Raw genomic sequence first — 17219 nt, forward strand, 5'->3', positions numbered from 1 at the left:
CGTCTCTTGCGTTGACCGGCGCACAGGATGTCCCATGGGTCACGGCGGCACCCCCAGGCAACATCGCCAGGCATATGCCGGGGCGCCGTCGGCGCGCCCCCGCCGGACCGCCCCGCCCGGTGCCAGGCCACCGCCGCCCGCCCCGGGAGCCCGTGCCCCCGGAGCGCCCGTCCCGGCGGAGGACGGCGGGACCCCATGGGGGCGCCCCCGGTGACCGCCCCCGCCGGGCACCCCGCCCGGCACGACAGGAGGGCACGGCCCGGGGTCGATACCATGGGCTTCCGGGACCTGACCGGGGGACCCGGAAGCGCACGAGGAGCGCACTTGCCAGACGAGCCCCAGCCAGTCGCCGCCACGCCCGATCCGCAGGCAGAACGGGCGGCGGCGGCCCGCACCACCGCGACCGCCAGGCCCGCGCAGGACACGCGACAGGCCAAGCCCGCCGACAAGCGCGGCGGCCGGGCGGAGGACGCCTCGCGCCCCAAACCCTCGCCACGGCCCGCTCCCGCCGCCCCCGCGCCGGTCCCCGCCCGGACCTCCCAGGGGCAGACCCCCGCGCGTTCCGCCTCCTCCAACCGGGTCCGCGCCCGTCTCGCCCGGCTGGGCGTCCAGCGCTCCAACCCGTACAACCCGGTCCTGGAACCGCTGCTGCGGATAGTGCGGGGCAACGACCCCAAGACCGAGACGGCCACCCTCCGCCAGATCGAGAAGGCGTACCAGGTCGCCGAGCGCTGGCACCGCGGTCAGAAGCGCAAGAGCGGCGATCCGTACATCACGCACCCGCTCGCCGTCACCACCATCCTCGCCGAGCTGGGCATGGACCCGGCGACCCTGATGGCCGGGCTGCTGCACGACACCGTCGAGGACACCGAGTACGGCCTGGACACCCTGCGCCGCGACTTCGGGGACACCGTCGCCCTGCTGGTGGACGGCGTCACCAAGCTGGACAAGGTCAAGTTCGGCGAGGCGGCGCAGGCCGAGACCGTGCGCAAGATGGTCGTCGCGATGGCCAAGGACCCGCGCGTCCTGGTCATCAAGCTCGCGGACCGGCTCCACAACATGCGCACCATGCGCTACCTCAAGCGGGAGAAGCAGGAGAAGAAGGCCCGCGAGACGCTGGAGATCTACGCCCCGCTCGCCCACCGGCTGGGCATGAACACCATCAAGTGGGAGCTGGAGGACCTCGCCTTCGCGATCCTCTACCCCAAGATGTACGACGAGATCGTCCGGCTCGTCGCGGAGCGCGCCCCCAAGCGGGACGAGTACCTCGCCATAGTGACCGACGAGGTCCAGACCGATCTGCGGGCCGCCCGCATCAAGGCGACCGTCACCGGCCGTCCCAAGCACTACTACAGCGTCTACCAGAAGATGATCGTCCGCGGCCGGGACTTCGCGGAGATCTACGACCTGGTGGGCATCCGCGTCCTGGTGGACACCGTCCGCGACTGCTACGCGGCGCTGGGCACGGTCCACGCGCGCTGGAACCCGGTTCCGGGGCGCTTCAAGGACTACATCGCGATGCCCAAGTTCAACATGTACCAGTCGCTGCACACCACGGTGATCGGCCCCAACGGCAAGCCCGTCGAACTCCAGATCCGCACCTTCGACATGCACCGCCGCGCCGAGTACGGCATCGCCGCGCACTGGAAGTACAAGCAGGAGGCCGTGGCGGGCGCCTCCAAGGTCCGCACCGACGCGCCCCGCGGCCCGTCGGGCAAGGCGGGCAAGGACGGCGCTGCCGTCAACGACATGGCCTGGCTGCGCCAGCTCCTCGACTGGCAGAAGGAGACCGAGGACCCGGGCGAGTTCCTGGAGTCGCTGCGCTTCGACCTCTCCCGCAACGAGGTCTTCGTCTTCACGCCCAAGGGCGACGTCATAGCGCTCCCCGCGGGCGCCACCCCCGTCGACTTCGCGTACGCCGTGCACACCGAGGTCGGCCACCGCACGATAGGAGCCCGGGTCAACGGGCGCCTGGTGCCGTTGGAGTCCACCCTCGACAACGGCGACCTGGTCGAGGTCTTCACCTCCAAGGCGACCACCGCCAGCCCCTCCCGGGACTGGCTCGGCTTCGTCAAGTCCCCCCGGGCCCGCAACAAGATCCGGGCCTGGTTCTCCAAGGAACGCCGCGACGAGGCCATCGAACAGGGCAAGGACGCCATCGCCCGCGCGATGCGCAAGCAGAACCTGCCCATCCAGCGCATCCTCACCGGCGACTCCCTGGTCACCCTCGCCCACGAGATGCGCTACCCGGACATCTCCTCGCTGTACGCGGCGATCGGCGAGGGCCACGTCGCCGCCCAGAACGTCGTCCAGAAGCTGGTCCAGGCGCTCGGTGGCGAGGAGGCCGCCAGCGAGGACATCGCGGAGGGCGTGCCGCCCGCGCGCGGCCGCGCCCGCAAGCGCCGCTCCACCGACCCGGGTGTCGTCGTCAAGGGCGTCGACGACGTCTGGGTGAAGCTGGCCCGCTGCTGCACCCCGGTGCCTGGCGATCCGATCATCGGCTTCGTCACCCGGGGCAGCGGGGTCTCGGTGCACCGCGCGGACTGCGTCAACGTCGACTCCCTGTCCAAGCAGCCCGAGCGCATCCTGGACGTCGAATGGGCGCCCACCCAGTCCTCAGTGTTCCTGGTCGCCATCCAGGTCGAGGCGCTGGACCGCTCCCGGCTGCTCTCCGACGTCACCCGGGTCCTCTCGGACCAGCACGTCAACATCCTCTCGGCGGCCGTCCAGACCTCCCGGGACCGGGTGGCCACCTCGCGGTTCACCTTCGAGATGGGCGACCCCAAGCACCTGGGCCACGTCCTCAAGGCGGTCCGCGGCGTCGAGGGCGTCTACGACGTCTACCGCGTCACCTCCGCCCGCAGGCCCTGACCGGCCCGCCGACATGCCGAAGGGGGCGGCCCCGCACCGACCGGTGCGGGGCCGCCCCCTATCTGGTCACCTCGGACCGGGAGGTCAGCCGCCGAACTCCTGGAGCCCCTTGAGGGCCTGGTCGAGCAGCGCCTGCCGCCCCGCCAGCTCACGCTCCAGCTTGTCCGCCTTGGCGGTGTTGCCCTGCGTCCGCGCCGTGTCGATCTGTGTCCGCAGCTTGTCCACGGCGGCCTGCAGCTGACCGGTCAGCCCCTCGGCGCGGGCCCGCGCCTCCGGGTTGGTCCGCCGCCACTCGGTCTCCTCGGACTCCTGGATGGCCCGCTCCACGGCGTGCATCCGGCCCTCGACCCGGGCCCGGGCGTCCCTCGGCACATGGCCGATGGCCTCCCAGCGCTCGTTGACCGAACGGAACGCGGCCCGCGCCGCCTTCAGATCCGTCACCGGGAGGATCTTCTCGGCCTCACCGGCCAGCTCCTCCTTCAGCTTGAGGTTCTCCGCCTGCTCGGCGTCCCGCTCGGCGAACACCGAGCTGCGCGCCGCGAAGAACACGTCCTGGGCGCCCCGGAACCGGTTCCACAGGTCGTCCTCGTGCTCCCGCTGCGCCCGGCCGGCGGCCTTCCAGTCGGCCATCAGCTCGCGGTAGCGGGCAGCCGTCGGACCCCAGTCCGTGGAACCCGACAGCGCCTCCGCCTCGGAGACCAGCTTCTCCTTGGCCTTGCGGGCGTCCTCGCGCTGCGCGTCCAGCGACGCGAAGTGCGCCTTGCGGCGCTTCGAGAAGGCGGAGCGGGCGTGCGAGAAGCGGTGCCACAGCTCGTCGTCCGACTTGCGGTCGAGTCGCGGCAGCCCCTTCCAGGTGTCCACCAGCGCCCGCAGCCGCTCTCCGGCCGAGCGCCACTGGTCGCTGTTGGCCAGCTCTTCCGCCTCGGTGACCAGCGCCTCCTTGGCGTGGCGGGCCTCGTCGGACTGCTTGGCCCGCTCCGCCTTGCGCTCCTCACGGCGCGACTCGACCGTCGCCACGAGCGCGTCGAGCCGCTTGCGCAGCGCGTCGAGGTCGCCCACCGCGTGGTGCGCGTCCACCTGCTCGCGGAGGTGGCCGATGGCCGTCTGCGCGTCCTTCGCCGACAGGTCGGTGGTCCTCACCCGGCGTTCCAGGAGGCCGATCTCCACGACCAGGCCCTCGTACTTGCGTTCGAAGTAGGCCAGCGCCTCCTCGGGAGAGCCCGCCTGCCAGGAACCGACGACCTGCTCGCCCTCGGCCGTCCGCACGTACACGGTCCCCGTCTCGTCGACGCGGCCCCACGGGTCGCTGCTCACAGCGCCTCCTCCACATGATGCCCGCGCGGACCGGAGGGGTCCCCGGGCATCGTCCACAGTTTCGTCACGGTCAATCTAGGCGACCGGCGGTGCGGCTGTCCGCATCCCGCGCGACCGAAATTACGCAGTTGGGATCAGGATTTGCCGACCGTGGCCTTGTTGATGACCACCGTCGCGTTGGGGGCGGTGTTGCCCGTCGTCTGGTCCGGAGCGCCCGCACCGGCGGCCGCGATCTTCGAGAGGACCTTCATGCCCTCCTCGGACACCGTCCCGAACGGCGTGTAGTCGGCCGGGAGCTGGCTGTCCTGGTAGACGAGGAAGAACTGGCTGCCGCCGGTGTCGCGGCCCTTCTTCGTCTGCGGGTTGTACTGGTTGGCCATCGCGACCGTGCCCGCCGGGTACACGTCGCCCTTCAGCCGCTTGTCCTTCAGGTTCTCGTCCGGGAGCGTGTAGCCGGGGCCGCCCTGTCCGGTGCCCCGCGGGTCACCGCACTGGAGCACGTAGATGCCCGCGGTGGTGAGCCGGTGGCACTTGGTGTTGTCGAGGTAGCCCTTGTTCAGCAGGAAGTCGAACGAGTTCACCGTCCGGGGCGCGGCCTTGGCGTCCAGCTCGACGTCCAGCTGACCACAGGTGGTGTCCAGCTTCATCGTGTAGTCCGCGGACGTGTCGATCGCGAGCTTCGGTTCCTTCTTGTACGTCGCCGTCTTCGGCTTGCCCCCGGCGGGCTTCTCGCACGGGTCCGGCGCCTTGCTCGGGGACGCCGAGGGCACCGCCGCGCTGTCCTTGCCCTTCTCCTCGGGGTCGAAGGCCCCGGCCGCGTACGACACCGCGCCGCCCGCCACCACCACGGCCAGCGCCGCCGCGATCACCGCGTTGCGCGTGCGCCCCTTGCGCCGCGCGTCCTCGCGCCGCTGCTGCTGCCGCAAGAACTTCTCCCGGGCGAGCTGCCGCCGCCGCTGCTCCTGGCTGACCAACGGGATGTCTCCGTTCGTGTGGTGACCGGGCCCGAACCGCGCGATCGCGGCCCCGGCCTCTGCGTGTGTGTCCCGTACCGTATCCGGGTTCGCTGTGGGAACGGCAGCGCCGGTAGGCTCTGGAGGGGCCGGGCCCTCCGGACGGCGGGCGTCACGGCATCCCATTCGTGCCGGACGGTACGAGAACATCCGAGACACACGAAGGACGATCGTGCTCATTGCGGGGTTCCCCGCCGGGGCCTGGGGCACCAATTGTTATCTGGTCGCCCCCGCCGCCGGTGAGGAGTGCGTGATCATCGACCCGGGCCACCAGGCCGCCCAGGGAGTCGAGGACGCCATCGCCAAGCACCGGCTCAAGCCCGTCGCCGTCGTCCTCACCCACGGCCACGTCGACCACGTCGCCTCGGTGCTCCCGGTGTGCGGCGCGCACGACGTGCCCGCCTGGATCCACCCCGAGGACCGGTACATGCTGAGCGACCCCGAGAAGGCGCTCGGCCGGAGCATCGGCGCGCCCCTGATGGGGGAGCTGACCGTGGGGGAGCCCGACGACCTCAGGGAACTGACCGACGGCTCGGCGCTGGAGCTGGCCGGTCTGGAACTGACCGTGGCGCACGCCCCCGGCCATACCAAGGGGTCGGTGACCTTCGGGATGCCCGAGCGGGCGGACGTGCCGTCCGTCCTCTTCTCGGGCGACCTGCTCTTCGCCGGCTCCATCGGACGCACCGACCTGCCCGGCGGCAGCCACTCCGAGATCCTGCGGTCCCTGGCCCGGGTGTGCCTGCCGCTCGACGACTCGACCGTGGTGCTGTCCGGCCACGGCCCCCAGACCACCATCGGCCGGGAACGCGCCACCAACCCCTATCTGCGGCAGGTGGCCGACGGCCAGGGAGCCCCCGCGGCTCCCCGACGAGGAATGTGACGAGACGAAGAACCCGTGAGCACCTTCACCGCCCCCAAGGGCACGTACGACCTGATCCCGCCGTCCAGCGCGGCCTTCCTCGCCGTCCGCGAGGCCATCTCCGCCCCGCTGCGGGCCTCCGGCTACGGCTACGTCGAGACCCCCGGCTTCGAGAACGTGGAGCTCTTCGCGCGCGGCGTCGGCGAGTCCACCGACATCGTGACCAAGGAGATGTACACCCTCACCACCAAGGGCGGCGACGAACTCGCGCTGCGCCCCGAGGGCACCGCCTCCGTGCTGCGCGCCGCCCTGGAGGCCAACCTCCACAAGGCCGGCAACCTCCCGGTCAAGCTCTGGTACTCGGGCTCCTACTACCGCTACGAGCGCCCCCAGAAGGGCCGCTACCGCCACTTCTCGCAGGTCGGCGCGGAGGCCATCGGCACCGAGGACCCGGCCCTGGACGCCGAGCTGATCATCCTCGCCGACCAGGCGTACCGCTCGCTGGGCCTGAGCGAGTTCCGCATCCTGCTGAACTCGCTCGGCGACCGCGAGTGCCGTCCCGTCTACCGCGAGGCCCTCCAGGGCTTCCTGCGCGGCCTGGACCTGGACGAGGAGACCCGCCGCCGGGTCGAGATCAACCCGCTGCGGGTCCTCGACGACAAGCGCCCCGAGGTCCAGGAACTGCTGGTCGGCGCCCCGCTGCTGGAGGACCACCTCTGCGAGGCGTGCCGCGCCTACCACGCGGAGGTCCGCGAGCTGCTGACCGCCCAGGGCGTCGCCTTCGAGGACGACCCCCGGCTGGTGCGCGGGCTCGACTACTACACCCGGACCACCTTCGAGTTCGTCCACGACGGCCTCGGCTCGCAGTCCGCGGTGGGCGGCGGCGGCCGCTACGACGGGCTCTCCGAGATGATCGGCGGACCCGCGCTGCCCTCCGTCGGCTGGGCGCTCGGCGTCGACCGGACCGTCCTCGCCCTGGAGGCCGAGGGGATCGTCCTCGACCTCCCGCCCGCCACCAGCGTCTACGCGGTCCCGCTCGGCGAGCGGGCCCGCAAGGTCCTGTTCGGCGTGGTGGCCGAACTGCGCCGGGGCGGGGTGGCCACCGACTTCGCCTACGGCGGCCGGGGGATCAAGTCCGCGATGAAGTCCGCCCACCGCTCCGGCGCCCGTTACGCGCTGGTCGCCGGGGAGCGGGACCTGGAGGACGGCGTCGTCCAGCTGAAGGACATGGAGTCGGGCGAGCAGGAGCCCGTCGCCCTGGAGGCGGTCGTCGACAAGCTCCGCTCCCGGCTGGGCTGACGGCGGGCACATCCGTACGAGGGGGTCGCGCGGCCGGGTGCCGCGCGGCCCCCTCGGGTCTTCTTCCGCACCACCCGTCACCTGGGCGGAGACGGCGGGCACACAGCGAACGCTTATCCCCCGTGAACGGTGCGTCAGGGGTCCCGTGCGGCACAATGACCGTGCCCTTGGACCTGACTCGACTGACGGAAACGGCGAGATGACCGAGATGACCAAGACGAAGGCGACGCGACCCGTGGTGTCCTCCCCGCCGGAGGAGACCGCCAGAACCGGCTCCGGCCGGGGGCTCGCCCTGCTGCTGGTGATCACGGGCGCCGCCGGACTGCTCGCCGCCTGGGTCATCACCCTCGACAAGTTCAAGCTGCTGGAGGACCCGGACTTCGTCCCCGGGTGCAGCCTCAACCCGGTCGTCTCCTGCGGCAACATCATGAAGAGCGAACAGGCCGCCGTCTTCGGGTTCCCCAACCCGATGCTGGGCCTGGTCGCCTACGGCATGATCGTCTGCGTCGGCATGGGCCTGCTCTCCGGAGCCCGCTTCCCGCGCTGGTACTGGCTCACCATGAACGCCGGGATGCTCTTCGGCGTCGTCTTCTGCGCCTGGCTCACCTACCAGTCCCTGTACGAGATCAACTCCCTGTGCCTGTGGTGCAGCCTCGCCTGGGTCGCGACCATCGTCATGTTCTGGTACGTCACCTCGGCCAACGTCCGCAACGGCCTCCTTCCGGCCCCGGGCTGGCTGAAGGGCTTCTTCGACGAGTTCACCTGGGTGCTGCCCGTGGTCCACATCGGGATCATCGGGATGCTGATCCTGACCCGCTGGTGGGACTTCTGGACCAGCTGAGGCCCGCCGCCGGGGCCGTCGGGGAAGCTCCCCGGCGGGCCCGTCCGCGTTGTCGGACCCTTGGCATAGGCTTCAAGGCGTGGAACCCGATCTCTTCACCGCGGCCGCCGAGGAACGCCAGGAGAAGGACCCGGCGAGCAGCCCCCTGGCCGTGCGCATGCGTCCGCGCACCCTCGACGAGGTCGTCGGCCAGCGGCATCTGCTCAAGCCCGGCTCCCCCCTCAGACGACTGGTCGGCGAGGGCGCCGGGGGTCCCGCCGGACCCTCCTCGGTGTTCCTCTGGGGCCCGCCCGGCACCGGCAAGACGACCCTGGCGCACGTGGTCTCCAAGGCCACCAACAAGCGCTTCGTGGAGCTGTCGGCGATCACCGCAGGCGTCAAGGAGGTCCGCGCGGTCATCGACGGCGCCCGCCGCGCCACCGGCGGCTACGGCAAGGAGACCGTCCTCTTCCTGGACGAGATCCACCGCTTCAGCAAGGCCCAGCAGGACTCGCTGCTGCCCGCCGTGGAGAACCGCTGGGTCACCCTGGTCGCCGCCACCACCGAGAACCCGTACTTCTCGGTGATCTCGCCGCTGCTCTCCCGCTCCCTGCTGCTCACCCTGGAACCCCTCACCGACGAGGACGTGCGCGGGCTGCTCGCCCGGGCGCTCACCGACGAGCGGGGCCTCGACGGGGTCGTCACCCTCGACGAGGACGCCGAGGGGCATCTGCTGCGGATCGCGGGCGGGGACGCCCGGCGGGCACTGACCGCGCTGGAGGCGGGGGCCGGGGCCGCGCTCGCCAAGGGGGAGGCGGCGCTCACGCTGACCACCCTGGAGGAGTCCGTCGACCGGGCCGCCGTCACCTACGACCGCGCCGGTGACCAGCACTACGACGTGGCCAGCGCCCTCATCAAGTCCATCCGGGGCTCCGACGTGGACGCCGCGCTGCACTACCTGGCGCGCATGATCGAGGCCGGTGAGGACCCCCGGTTCATCGCCCGGCGGCTGATGATCTCGGCCAGCGAGGACATCGGGCTCGCCGACCCCACCGCCCTGCCGACCGCCGTGGCCGCCGCCCAGGCCGTCGCCCTCATCGGCTTCCCCGAGGCCGCGCTCACCCTCAGCCACGCCACCATCGCGCTGGCCCTGGCCCCCAAGTCCAACGCGGCCACCCTCGCCATCACCGCCGCCCGGGCCGACGTCCGGGCCGGACTCGCGGGCCAGGTCCCGCCCCATCTGCGGGACGGCCACTACCAGGGCGCGGCCAAGCTGGGCCACGCCCAGGGGTACGTCTACCCCCATGACGTCCCCGGGGGGATCGCCACCCAGCGGTACGCCCCGGAGGCCGTCGACGGCAAGCGGTACTACCAGCCCACCCGGTACGGGGCCGAGGCCCGCTACGCCGACGTCGTGGAGCGGGTCCGCGCCCGGCTGAAGGGCGAGCCGCCGCCCGCGCCGCCGTCCCCGCCCTCCCCGGCCGGGTGATCCGGACCCGGGCCCGGTCGGCGGCACCCCCGGACACCCGGTAAGCTGTTCCGAGCGCTGCGTCCCGTGTCCGGCCCCGGTCGGTTCACCAGAGCGGGACAGTCAGCCGGAACCCGGTCCGTGAGGACGGGGTTCCAGGAGCGTCGCGCACCGTCGAACGGTGTCGCGGGCAGCCCACCATCCCCCTCGTGGAGGCCGGTGGGCCACTCGCGTGCTGCACGTTTGTGCCCAGACCAGGGGAGCGGCTGCCCGAAGGACCCGTACGGGGCCTCCCGGGTTTCCCCAGGCTGCGGATGCGACCTCCCTAACCCTGGTGAAGCCGTATTCGCAACAGTCGAGAAGAGGTTTGGTTCGTGGCGAACCAGTCCCGTCCCAAGGTCAAGAAGTCGCGTGCCCTCGGCATCGCGCTGACCCCCAAGGCCGTCAAGTACTTCGAGGCCCGCCCCTACCCGCCGGGTGAGCACGGCCGCGGCCGCAAGCAGACCTCGGACTACAAGGTCCGTCTGCTGGAGAAGCAGCGTCTGCGCGCGCAGTACGACGTCTCCGAGCGTCAGCTGGTCCGCGCCTACGAGCGCGCCAGCAAGGTCCAGGGCAAGACCGGCGAGGCCCTGATCATCGAGCTGGAGCGGCGCCTCGACGCGCTGGTCCTGCGCTCCGGGATCGCCCGCACGATCTACCAGGCCCGCCAGATGGTCGTCCACGGCCACATCGAGGTCAACGGCAAGAAGGTCGACAAGCCCTCCTTCCGCGTGCGCCCCGACGACGTCGTCATGGTCCGCGAGCGCTCCCGCGAGAAGACGCTGTTCCAGGTCTCCCGCGAGGGTGGCTACGCCGCGGACGGCGAGACCCCGCGCTACCTCCAGGTCAACCTGAAGGCCCTGGCCTTCCGTCTGGACCGGGACCCGCAGCGCAAGGAGATCCCCGTGATCTGCGACGAGCAGCTCGTCGTCGAGTACTACGCCCGCTGATCCGGACGTAGTACCCCCGCGTCTCCGCCTCAGCCCGTCGTCTCCCCGCTCCCCGGAGCGGGCGAGGCGGCGGGCCGTGGTGTTCCCGGGCCCGCCGCCGTCGGGTCCTCCGTCCCTCCCGTACCACCGGGACCGGCCGCGTCACCGGAACCGTCCGGGTCGTCCGCCGGACCGCCGGGGCCGCCCGGCAGCTCCGGGCCCCCCGTCGGCACCGCCTCCGCGCCCCGGCCGAGCGCCCGTCGCACCGTTCCCTCCAGTCCCAGCGGCACCCCCCGCCGGACGCGCTCCTCGTACCGCGCGTCGCCCAGCAGGGCCCGGGCCCGCCGCTCGCACAGCACCCGGGGCAGCCGGTAGCAGACCGAGCCGAACAGCTCCGCCCCCACCAGGGGCCACAGCCCGCCCGCCGCGCCCTGGAGCACCGCCGCCTCCGCCGGGTCCCCCTCGTCCAGGGCCACCGGGGCGAGCAGTTCGACGGCGAGCGCCACCACCAGCAGGTCCCGGAAGGAGTCCCCGATGACCAGGCACTCCTCCAGCAGCCGCCGGGCCCGGGCCGGATCCCCCTCGGCCCACGCCACGTACGCCAGCCCGTACAGCGCGTACGCCAGCGCCCAGCGCTCCCCGTGGTCCTCGCAGATCTCCCGCACCTCCTCGCACAGCCGCGCCGCCTCGGCCACCGCCGGGTCCCCGCGCCCGCCCGTCGCGCCCCGCTGGAAGAGCAGTGCCAGGGCCAGCTCCACCCGGGCCGTCAGAACGGCGCTGTTCAGCTCCCCGATCTCCTGGTAGCGGGCCAGCGCCGAGCGCAGCAGCCGCTCGGCGCGCACCGGGTCGTCACCGACCAGCGCGAGACAGCCCGTGCGGTGCTCGGCGCAGGCCACCGCCAGGGCGTCGTCCATCCGCTCGGCCTCCTCCCGGCACTCGGCCAGGGCGACCAGCGCCGGGACGGTGTCGCCCTGGAGGAGCGCCAGGTGGCCGAAGACCCACAGCGCCTTGAGCCGGGCGTTCGGGAACTCGTCCCCCGCCGCCTCGGGGCCCGGGTCCAGCTCCACGCTCCGCTGGAGCCAGTGCCGTCCCTCCGCCGTCCGTCCGCAGCCCGCCCAGTAGAAGCCCAGGGTGCCCGCCAGGTGCTGGCCCAGCCGGGTCTCCCCGGGCTCGGTCAGCGAGTACTCCAGCGCGATCCGCAGGTTCGGCAGCTCGGCCTCGATCCGCGCGGCCACCTCCGTCTGCCGGGGCGAGAACCACTCCAGCTCGCACCAGGTGGCCAGCCCCGTGTACCAGTCCCGGTGACGGCGCCGCAGCCGCGCGGTCTCCCCGGTGCCCGCCAGCCAGTCCGCGCCGTAGGCCCGCACCGTCTCCAGCATCCGGTACCGCACGCCCCGGGGACCGTCCTCCCGGGTGACCACCGACTGGGCGAGCAGTCCGCTCAGCACGTCGAGGACCTCGTCCACGGGGAGCCCGTCACCGCCGCAGACGTACTCGGCGGCCTCCAGGTCGAAGGGGCCGGAGAACACCGAGAGCCGGGCCCACAGCAGCCGTTCCCCGGCGGTGCACAGCTCATGGCTCCAGCCGATGGCGGTGCGCAGGGTCCGGTGCCGGGGCAGCGCGTCCCGGCCGCCGCCGGTCAGCAGCCGGAACCGGTCGTCGAGGCGCTGCAGCAACTGGCCGGGGGAGAGCGCGGTGAGCCGTCCGGCCGCCAGTTCCACCGCCAGCGGGATGCCGTCCAGCCGGCGGCAGATCTCCCGGACGTCCGCCGCGCCGGCCTCGTCCAGCGCGAACCCCGGGACCGCCGTCTCGGCGCGGTCCGTGAACAGGGCCACCGCGTCCCGCTCGTCCAGCGGGCCCAGCGGCACCACCCGCTCGCCGCGCACCCCGAGGGGCCGCCGCCCCGAGGCGAGCACCCGCAGTCCCGGGGTGGCCCGCAGCAGTTCGCGCACCAGCGCGGCGCACGGGTCCACCAGGTGTTCGAAGCCGTCCAGGACGAGCAGCGCGCGCCGTCCCGCGAAGTGCTCCACCAGCACGTCCCGGGCCGGTCTCAGGACGTGGTCGGTGAGTCCCAGCGCCTCGGCGACCGCGTAGTCGACCAGCTGCCCGGCGGTCACGGCGGCGAGGTCCACCAGACGCGCCCCGTCCGGCGGGGCGCAGACCACGGCCGCGCGGGCCGCCAGCCGGGACTTGCCGATGCCGCCGGGGCCGACCACGGTCACCAGCCGGGAGCGCTCCGTCGCCTCGCGCAGCAGGGCCAGTTCGGGGGCGCGGCCCATGAAGGAGGTCAGTTCCAGCGGCAGGTCCCGGAGCGTTCCGGCACCGCCCGCAGAATCGTTCGTTCGCGGACCGGGCCGCGATGGGGGTCGCATGAGCAACGGAGCGTACTCACGCATAAGCGTTACGTACAATCAGTTCGCGCCGGGAGGGCGACCCGTAGTACGGGAACCGCCCCGGCGTTCCGCCACGCGCCCCGGCGGCGAATTACCGGTACGGACCGAGGTGCCCGGCGCGATAGGCTCGTACGACGTCCGTCGGCCCCGGTCGGCGGCGGTTCGACCCAGCGAGTCCGGTCACCCCGGGCGCTATCTCAGGGAGCGGTGCGCAGTGTCCGGTGGAGAGGTGGCCGGCATCCTGGTGGCCGTCTTCTGGGCGATCCTGGTCTCCTTCCTCGCCGTCGCGCTGGCGAGGCTGGCCCAGACGCTCAGGGCGACCACCAAGCTCGTCGCGGACGTGACCGACCAGGCCGTTCCGCTGCTCGCCGGTGCCACCGAGGCGGTCCGCTCCGCGCAGACGCAGCTCGACCGGGTCGACGCCATCGCCTCCGACGTGCAGGAGGTCACCTCCAACGCCTCCGCGCTCTCCACCACCGTGGCCTCCACCTTCGGCGGCCCCCTGGTGAAGGTCGCCGCGTTCGGCTACGGCGTCCGCCGCGCGCTCGGCCGCGCCGACGCCGCCGAGGAACCCCCGGCCACCGGGCGGACCCGCCGCTCCGTGATCGTCGGCCGGACCGTACCCACCGCCCGCCGTGGCAGGCGGCAGAAGGGCTGAGACAGGGATGTTCCGCCGTACGTTCTGGTTCACCGCGGGTGCCGCCGCGGGGGTCTGGGCCACCACCAAGGTCCACCGCAAGCTCAAGCGGCTCACCCCCGAGAGCCTCGCCGCCCAGGCCGCAGACAAGGCCGTCGACGCGGGCCACCGGGTCCGGGAGTTCGCCCTCGACGTCCGGGCGGGCATGCTCCAGCGCGAGGCCGAACTCGGCGACGCGCTCGGGCTGCGCGGCCCGGGCGGCGGGGCACTGCCCCCGCCCCGCCGGGCGGCCCTCGACGCCCCCCGCCCCCCAGGAACTCCGGACGAGCCGAAATACCTCGGTCACCCCATGCGTTCGGACATGTATTCGCACAAAGACAACCGGAATGAGGACCACTGATGGAGTCGGCTGAAATCCGCCGTCGCTGGCTGCGCTTCTTCGAGCAGCGTGGGCACACCGTCGTGCCGTCGGCGTCGCTGATCGCGGACGACCCCACGCTGCTCCTCGTCCCGGCGGGCATGGTCCCCTTCAAGCCGTACTTCCTCGGCGAGGTGAAGCCCCCCTACCCCCGGGCCACCAGCGTCCAGAAGTGCGTGCGCACCCCGGACATCGAAGAGGTCGGCAAGACCACCCGGCACGGCACGTTCTTCCAGATGTGCGGCAACTTCTCCTTCGGCGACTACTTCAAGGAAGGCGCCGTCAAGTTCGCCTGGGAGCTGCTGACCAACTCCCTGGAGGACGGCGGCTACGCCCTCGACCCCGAGCGCCTGTGGATCACCGTCTACGAGGAGGACGACGAGGCCGAGCGCATCTGGCGCGACGTCATCGGCGTCCCCGCCGAGCGCATCCAGCGCCTGGGCAAGGGCCCCAACTTCTGGTCCATGGGCGTGCCCGGCCCCTGCGGCCCCTGTTCCGAGATCAACTACGACCGCGGCCCCGAGTTCGGCGTCGAGGGCGGCCCGGCCGTCAACGACGAGCGGTACGTCGAGATCTGGAACCTCGTGTTCATGCAGTACGAGCGCGGCGAGGGCACCGGCAAGGAGGACTTCGAGATCCTCGGCGAACTGCCGAGCAAGAACATCGACACCGGTCTCGGTCTCGAACGGCTCGCCATGATCCTCCAGGGCGTGCACAACATGTACGAGATCGACACCTCCCGGGTCGTGATCGACAAGGCCACCGAGCTGAGCGGGGTCGCCTACGGCCGCGCCCACGAGAGCGACGTCGCGCTGCGCGTGGTCTCCGACCACATGCGCACCTCCGTGATGCTCATCGGGGACGGCGTCACCCCCGGCAACGAGGGGCGCGGCTACGTGCTGCGCCGCATCATGCGCCGCGCCATCCGCAACATGCGGCTGCTGGGCGCCACCGGTCCGGTCGTCGGCCCGCTGGTCGACACCGTCATCCGCACCATGGGCGAGCAGTACCCCGAGCTGGAGACCGAGCGCGGCCGCATCGAGACCGTGGCCCTCGCGGAGGAGGCCGCCTTCCTCAAGACCCTGAAGGCCGGCACCAACATCCTCGACTCCGCCGTCACGGAGACCAAGGCCACCGGGGGCACCGTCCTCTCCGGCGACAAGGCGTTCCTGCTCCACGACACCTGGGGCTTCCCGATCGACCTCACCCTGGAGATGGCCGCCGAGCAGGGGCTCGCCGTCGACCAGGACGGCTTCCGCCGGCTGATGAAGGAGCAGCGGGAGCGCGCCAAGGCCGACGCCCGCGCCAAGAAGACCGGTCACGCCGACCTCGGCGCCTACCGGGAGATCGCCGACGGGTCGGGGGAGACCGACTTCATCGGCTACACCGCCACCGAGGGCGAGTCCCGGATCGTCGGCATCCTGGTGGACGGCGTCGCCTCGCCCGCCGCCACCGAGGGCGACGAGGTCGAGATCGTCCTCGACCGCACCCCGTTCTACGCCGAGGGCGGCGGCCAGATCGGTGACACCGGCCGCATCCGGCTGGACTCGGGCGCCGTCGTCGAGGTCCGCGACTGCCAGAAGCCGGTCCCCGGCGTCTACGTGCACAAGGGCGTCGTCCAGGTCGGCGAGGTCACCCTCGGCGCCACGGCCCACGCCACCATCGACGTGCGCCGCCGCAAGGCCATCGCCCGCGCCCACTCGGCCACCCACCTCACCCACCAGGCGCTGCGCGACGCCCTCGGCCCGACGGCCGCCCAGGCCGGTTCGGAGAACCAGCCCGGCCGCTTCCGCTTCGACTTCGGCTCCCCGGCCGCCGTGCCCGGCGCCGTCCTCACCGACGTGGAGCAGCGGATCAACGAGGTGCTCTCGCGCGACCTGGAGGTCGAGGCCGAGGTCATGAGCATCGACGAGGCCAAGAAGCAGGGCGCCATCGCCGAGTTCGGCGAGAAGTACGGCGAGCGGGTCCGGGTCGTCACCATCGGCGACTTCTCCAAGGAGCTGTGCGGCGGCACCCACGTCCACAACACCTCCCAGCTGGGCCTGGTGAAGCTGCTGGGCGAGTCGTCCATCGGCTCCGGGGTGCGCCGGGTCGAAGCCCTGGTCGGGGTGGACGCCTACAACTTCCTGGCCCGTGAGCACACGGTCGTCGCCCAGCTCCAGGAGCTGGTCAAGGGCCGCGCCGAGGAACTCCCCGAGAAGATCTCCGGCATGCTCACCAAGCTGCGCGACGCCGAGAAGGAGATCGAGCGGTTCCGCGCGGAGAAGGTCCTCCAGGCCGCCGCCGGGCTCGCCGCGTCGGCCCAGGACGTCCGGGGCGTCGCCCTGGTCACCGGGCGGGTGCCGGACGGCACCACCGCCGACGACCTGCGCAAGCTGGTCCTCGACGTCCGGGGCCGGATCCAGGGCGGCCGGGCCGCCGTGGTGGCCCTGTTCACCGTGGTCGGCGGCAAGCCGCTCACCGTCGTCGCCACCAACGAGACCGCCCGTGAGCGCGGTCTGAAGGCCGGTGACCTGGTCCGCACCGCCGCCAAGACGCTGGGCGGAGGCGGCGGCGGCAAGCCGGACGTCGCCCAGGGCGGCGGCCAGAACGCCGACGCCGTCGAGGACGCCGTGGCCGCCGTCGAACGGCTCGTCGCCGAGACGGCCGTCTGATGCGCCGGGGCCGCAGACTGGCGATCGACGTGGGGGACGCCCGGATCGGTGTCGCCTCCTGCGACCCCGACGGCATCCTCGCCACCCCGGTGGAGACCGTGCCGGGACGTGACGTCCCGGCCGCCCACCGGCGGTTGCGCCAGCTCGTCGACGAGTACGAGCCGATCGAGGTCGTGGTCGGGCTCCCGCGCTCCCTCAAGGGGGGCGAGGGCCCGGCCGCGGTGAAGGTGCGCGCCTTCGCGGGACGCCTCGCCGGGGCCATCGCGCCCGTTCCGGTCCGGCTGGTGGACGAGAGGATGACCACAGTCACGGCCAGCCAGGGACTGCGCGCCTCGGGCGTCACGTCCCGAAAGGGCCGGTCTGTCATCGACCAGGTTGCCGCTGTGGTGATCCTCCAGAACGCTCTGGAGTCCGAACGGGCGTCGGGGTCGGCCCCCGGCGAGGGCGTCGAAGTGGTCATCTGATCGCGATACGGTAACGTTCCGCGCGATGCGGTGGTGTTCGA

General features: G+C 72.4%; 13 protein-coding genes. 10 read left to right on the plus strand and 3 right to left on the minus strand.

Going from position 1 to position 17219, the window contains the following annotated elements; all coding sequences use genetic code 11:
• The first annotated feature begins 324 nt into the window (after positions 1 to 324).
• The gene (locus tag ACVWNX_RS29300) at positions 325 to 2871 is read left to right on the plus strand and encodes a RelA/SpoT family protein (protein ID WP_454411195.1); all 2547 of its coding nucleotides are present in this window, start codon (positions 325 to 327) and stop codon (positions 2869 to 2871) included.
• Positions 2872 to 2955: 84 nt separating this feature from the next.
• Here the strand turns inward: ACVWNX_RS29300 and ACVWNX_RS29305 are convergent, their stop codons facing one another.
• Together ACVWNX_RS29305 and ACVWNX_RS29310 are read right to left on the minus strand one after the other, a co-directional pair.
• Positions 2956 to 4185: a DUF349 domain-containing protein gene (locus ACVWNX_RS29305; protein WP_454411196.1), complete on the minus strand. Its 1230-nt coding sequence runs from the start codon at positions 4183 to 4185 to the stop codon at positions 2956 to 2958.
• 134 nt (positions 4186 to 4319) lie between these two features.
• A complete protein-coding gene (locus tag ACVWNX_RS29310) occupies positions 4320 to 5159 on the minus strand; it encodes a peptidylprolyl isomerase (protein ID WP_454411197.1) in 840 nt (279 codons plus the stop codon).
• Between the two features lie 211 nt (positions 5160 to 5370).
• On the opposite strand from ACVWNX_RS29310, the gene ACVWNX_RS29315 reads away from it, so the two are divergent.
• From ACVWNX_RS29315 to rpsD, 5 genes are all read left to right on the plus strand, one after another.
• Positions 5371 to 6078 (plus strand): MBL fold metallo-hydrolase, encoded by a 708-nt coding sequence (locus ACVWNX_RS29315; RefSeq protein WP_454411198.1) that lies wholly within the window; start codon positions 5371 to 5373, stop codon positions 6076 to 6078.
• 15 nt (positions 6079 to 6093) lie between these two features.
• The gene (hisS, locus tag ACVWNX_RS29320; RefSeq protein ID WP_454411199.1) at positions 6094 to 7356 is read left to right on the plus strand and encodes a histidine--tRNA ligase; all 1263 of its coding nucleotides are present in this window, start codon (positions 6094 to 6096) and stop codon (positions 7354 to 7356) included.
• A 208-nt stretch (positions 7357 to 7564) separates the two neighbouring features.
• The gene (locus ACVWNX_RS29325; RefSeq protein WP_454414986.1) at positions 7565 to 8197 is read left to right on the plus strand and encodes a vitamin K epoxide reductase family protein; all 633 of its coding nucleotides are present in this window, start codon (positions 7565 to 7567) and stop codon (positions 8195 to 8197) included.
• 79 nt (positions 8198 to 8276) lie between these two features.
• On the plus strand, positions 8277 to 9665 hold the full coding sequence (locus ACVWNX_RS29330; protein WP_454411200.1) for a replication-associated recombination protein A: 1389 nt from the start codon (positions 8277 to 8279) through the stop codon (positions 9663 to 9665).
• A 353-nt stretch (positions 9666 to 10018) separates the two neighbouring features.
• Entirely contained in the window at positions 10019 to 10633 is a 615-nt protein-coding gene (gene rpsD / locus ACVWNX_RS29335) for a 30S ribosomal protein S4 (RefSeq protein WP_454411201.1), read from the plus strand.
• A 29-nt stretch (positions 10634 to 10662) separates the two neighbouring features.
• Here rpsD and ACVWNX_RS29340 read toward each other — a convergent pair whose 3' ends face one another.
• Positions 10663 to 12984 (minus strand): ATP-binding protein, encoded by a 2322-nt coding sequence (locus tag ACVWNX_RS29340; RefSeq protein ID WP_454411202.1) that lies wholly within the window; start codon positions 12982 to 12984, stop codon positions 10663 to 10665.
• 235 nt (positions 12985 to 13219) lie between these two features.
• On the opposite strand from ACVWNX_RS29340, the gene ACVWNX_RS29345 reads away from it, so the two are divergent.
• From ACVWNX_RS29345 to ruvX, 4 genes are read left to right on the plus strand one after another with little or no spacing between them, the layout of a single operon-like run.
• Positions 13220 to 13663, plus strand: coding sequence for a DUF948 domain-containing protein (locus tag ACVWNX_RS29345; RefSeq protein WP_454411203.1), 444 nt, complete (start codon positions 13220 to 13222; stop codon positions 13661 to 13663).
• Between the two features lie 7 nt (positions 13664 to 13670).
• Complete coding sequence (locus ACVWNX_RS29350) at positions 13671 to 14042, plus strand: DUF6167 family protein (protein ID WP_454411204.1); 372 nt, start codon at positions 13671 to 13673, stop codon at positions 14040 to 14042.
• Positions 14042 to 16714: an alanine--tRNA ligase gene (gene alaS / locus ACVWNX_RS29355; RefSeq protein ID WP_454411205.1), complete on the plus strand. Its 2673-nt coding sequence runs from the start codon at positions 14042 to 14044 to the stop codon at positions 16712 to 16714. The genes ACVWNX_RS29350 and alaS overlap by 1 nt, the downstream gene beginning before the upstream one ends.
• Complete coding sequence (ruvX, locus tag ACVWNX_RS29360; protein ID WP_454411206.1) at positions 16714 to 17178, plus strand: Holliday junction resolvase RuvX; 465 nt, start codon at positions 16714 to 16716, stop codon at positions 17176 to 17178. Before alaS ends, ruvX begins: the two co-directional genes overlap by 1 nt.
• The last annotated feature ends 41 nt before the right edge of the window (positions 17179 to 17219 follow it).

It is taken from the genome of Streptomyces sp. JNUCC 64, assembly GCF_054484115.1.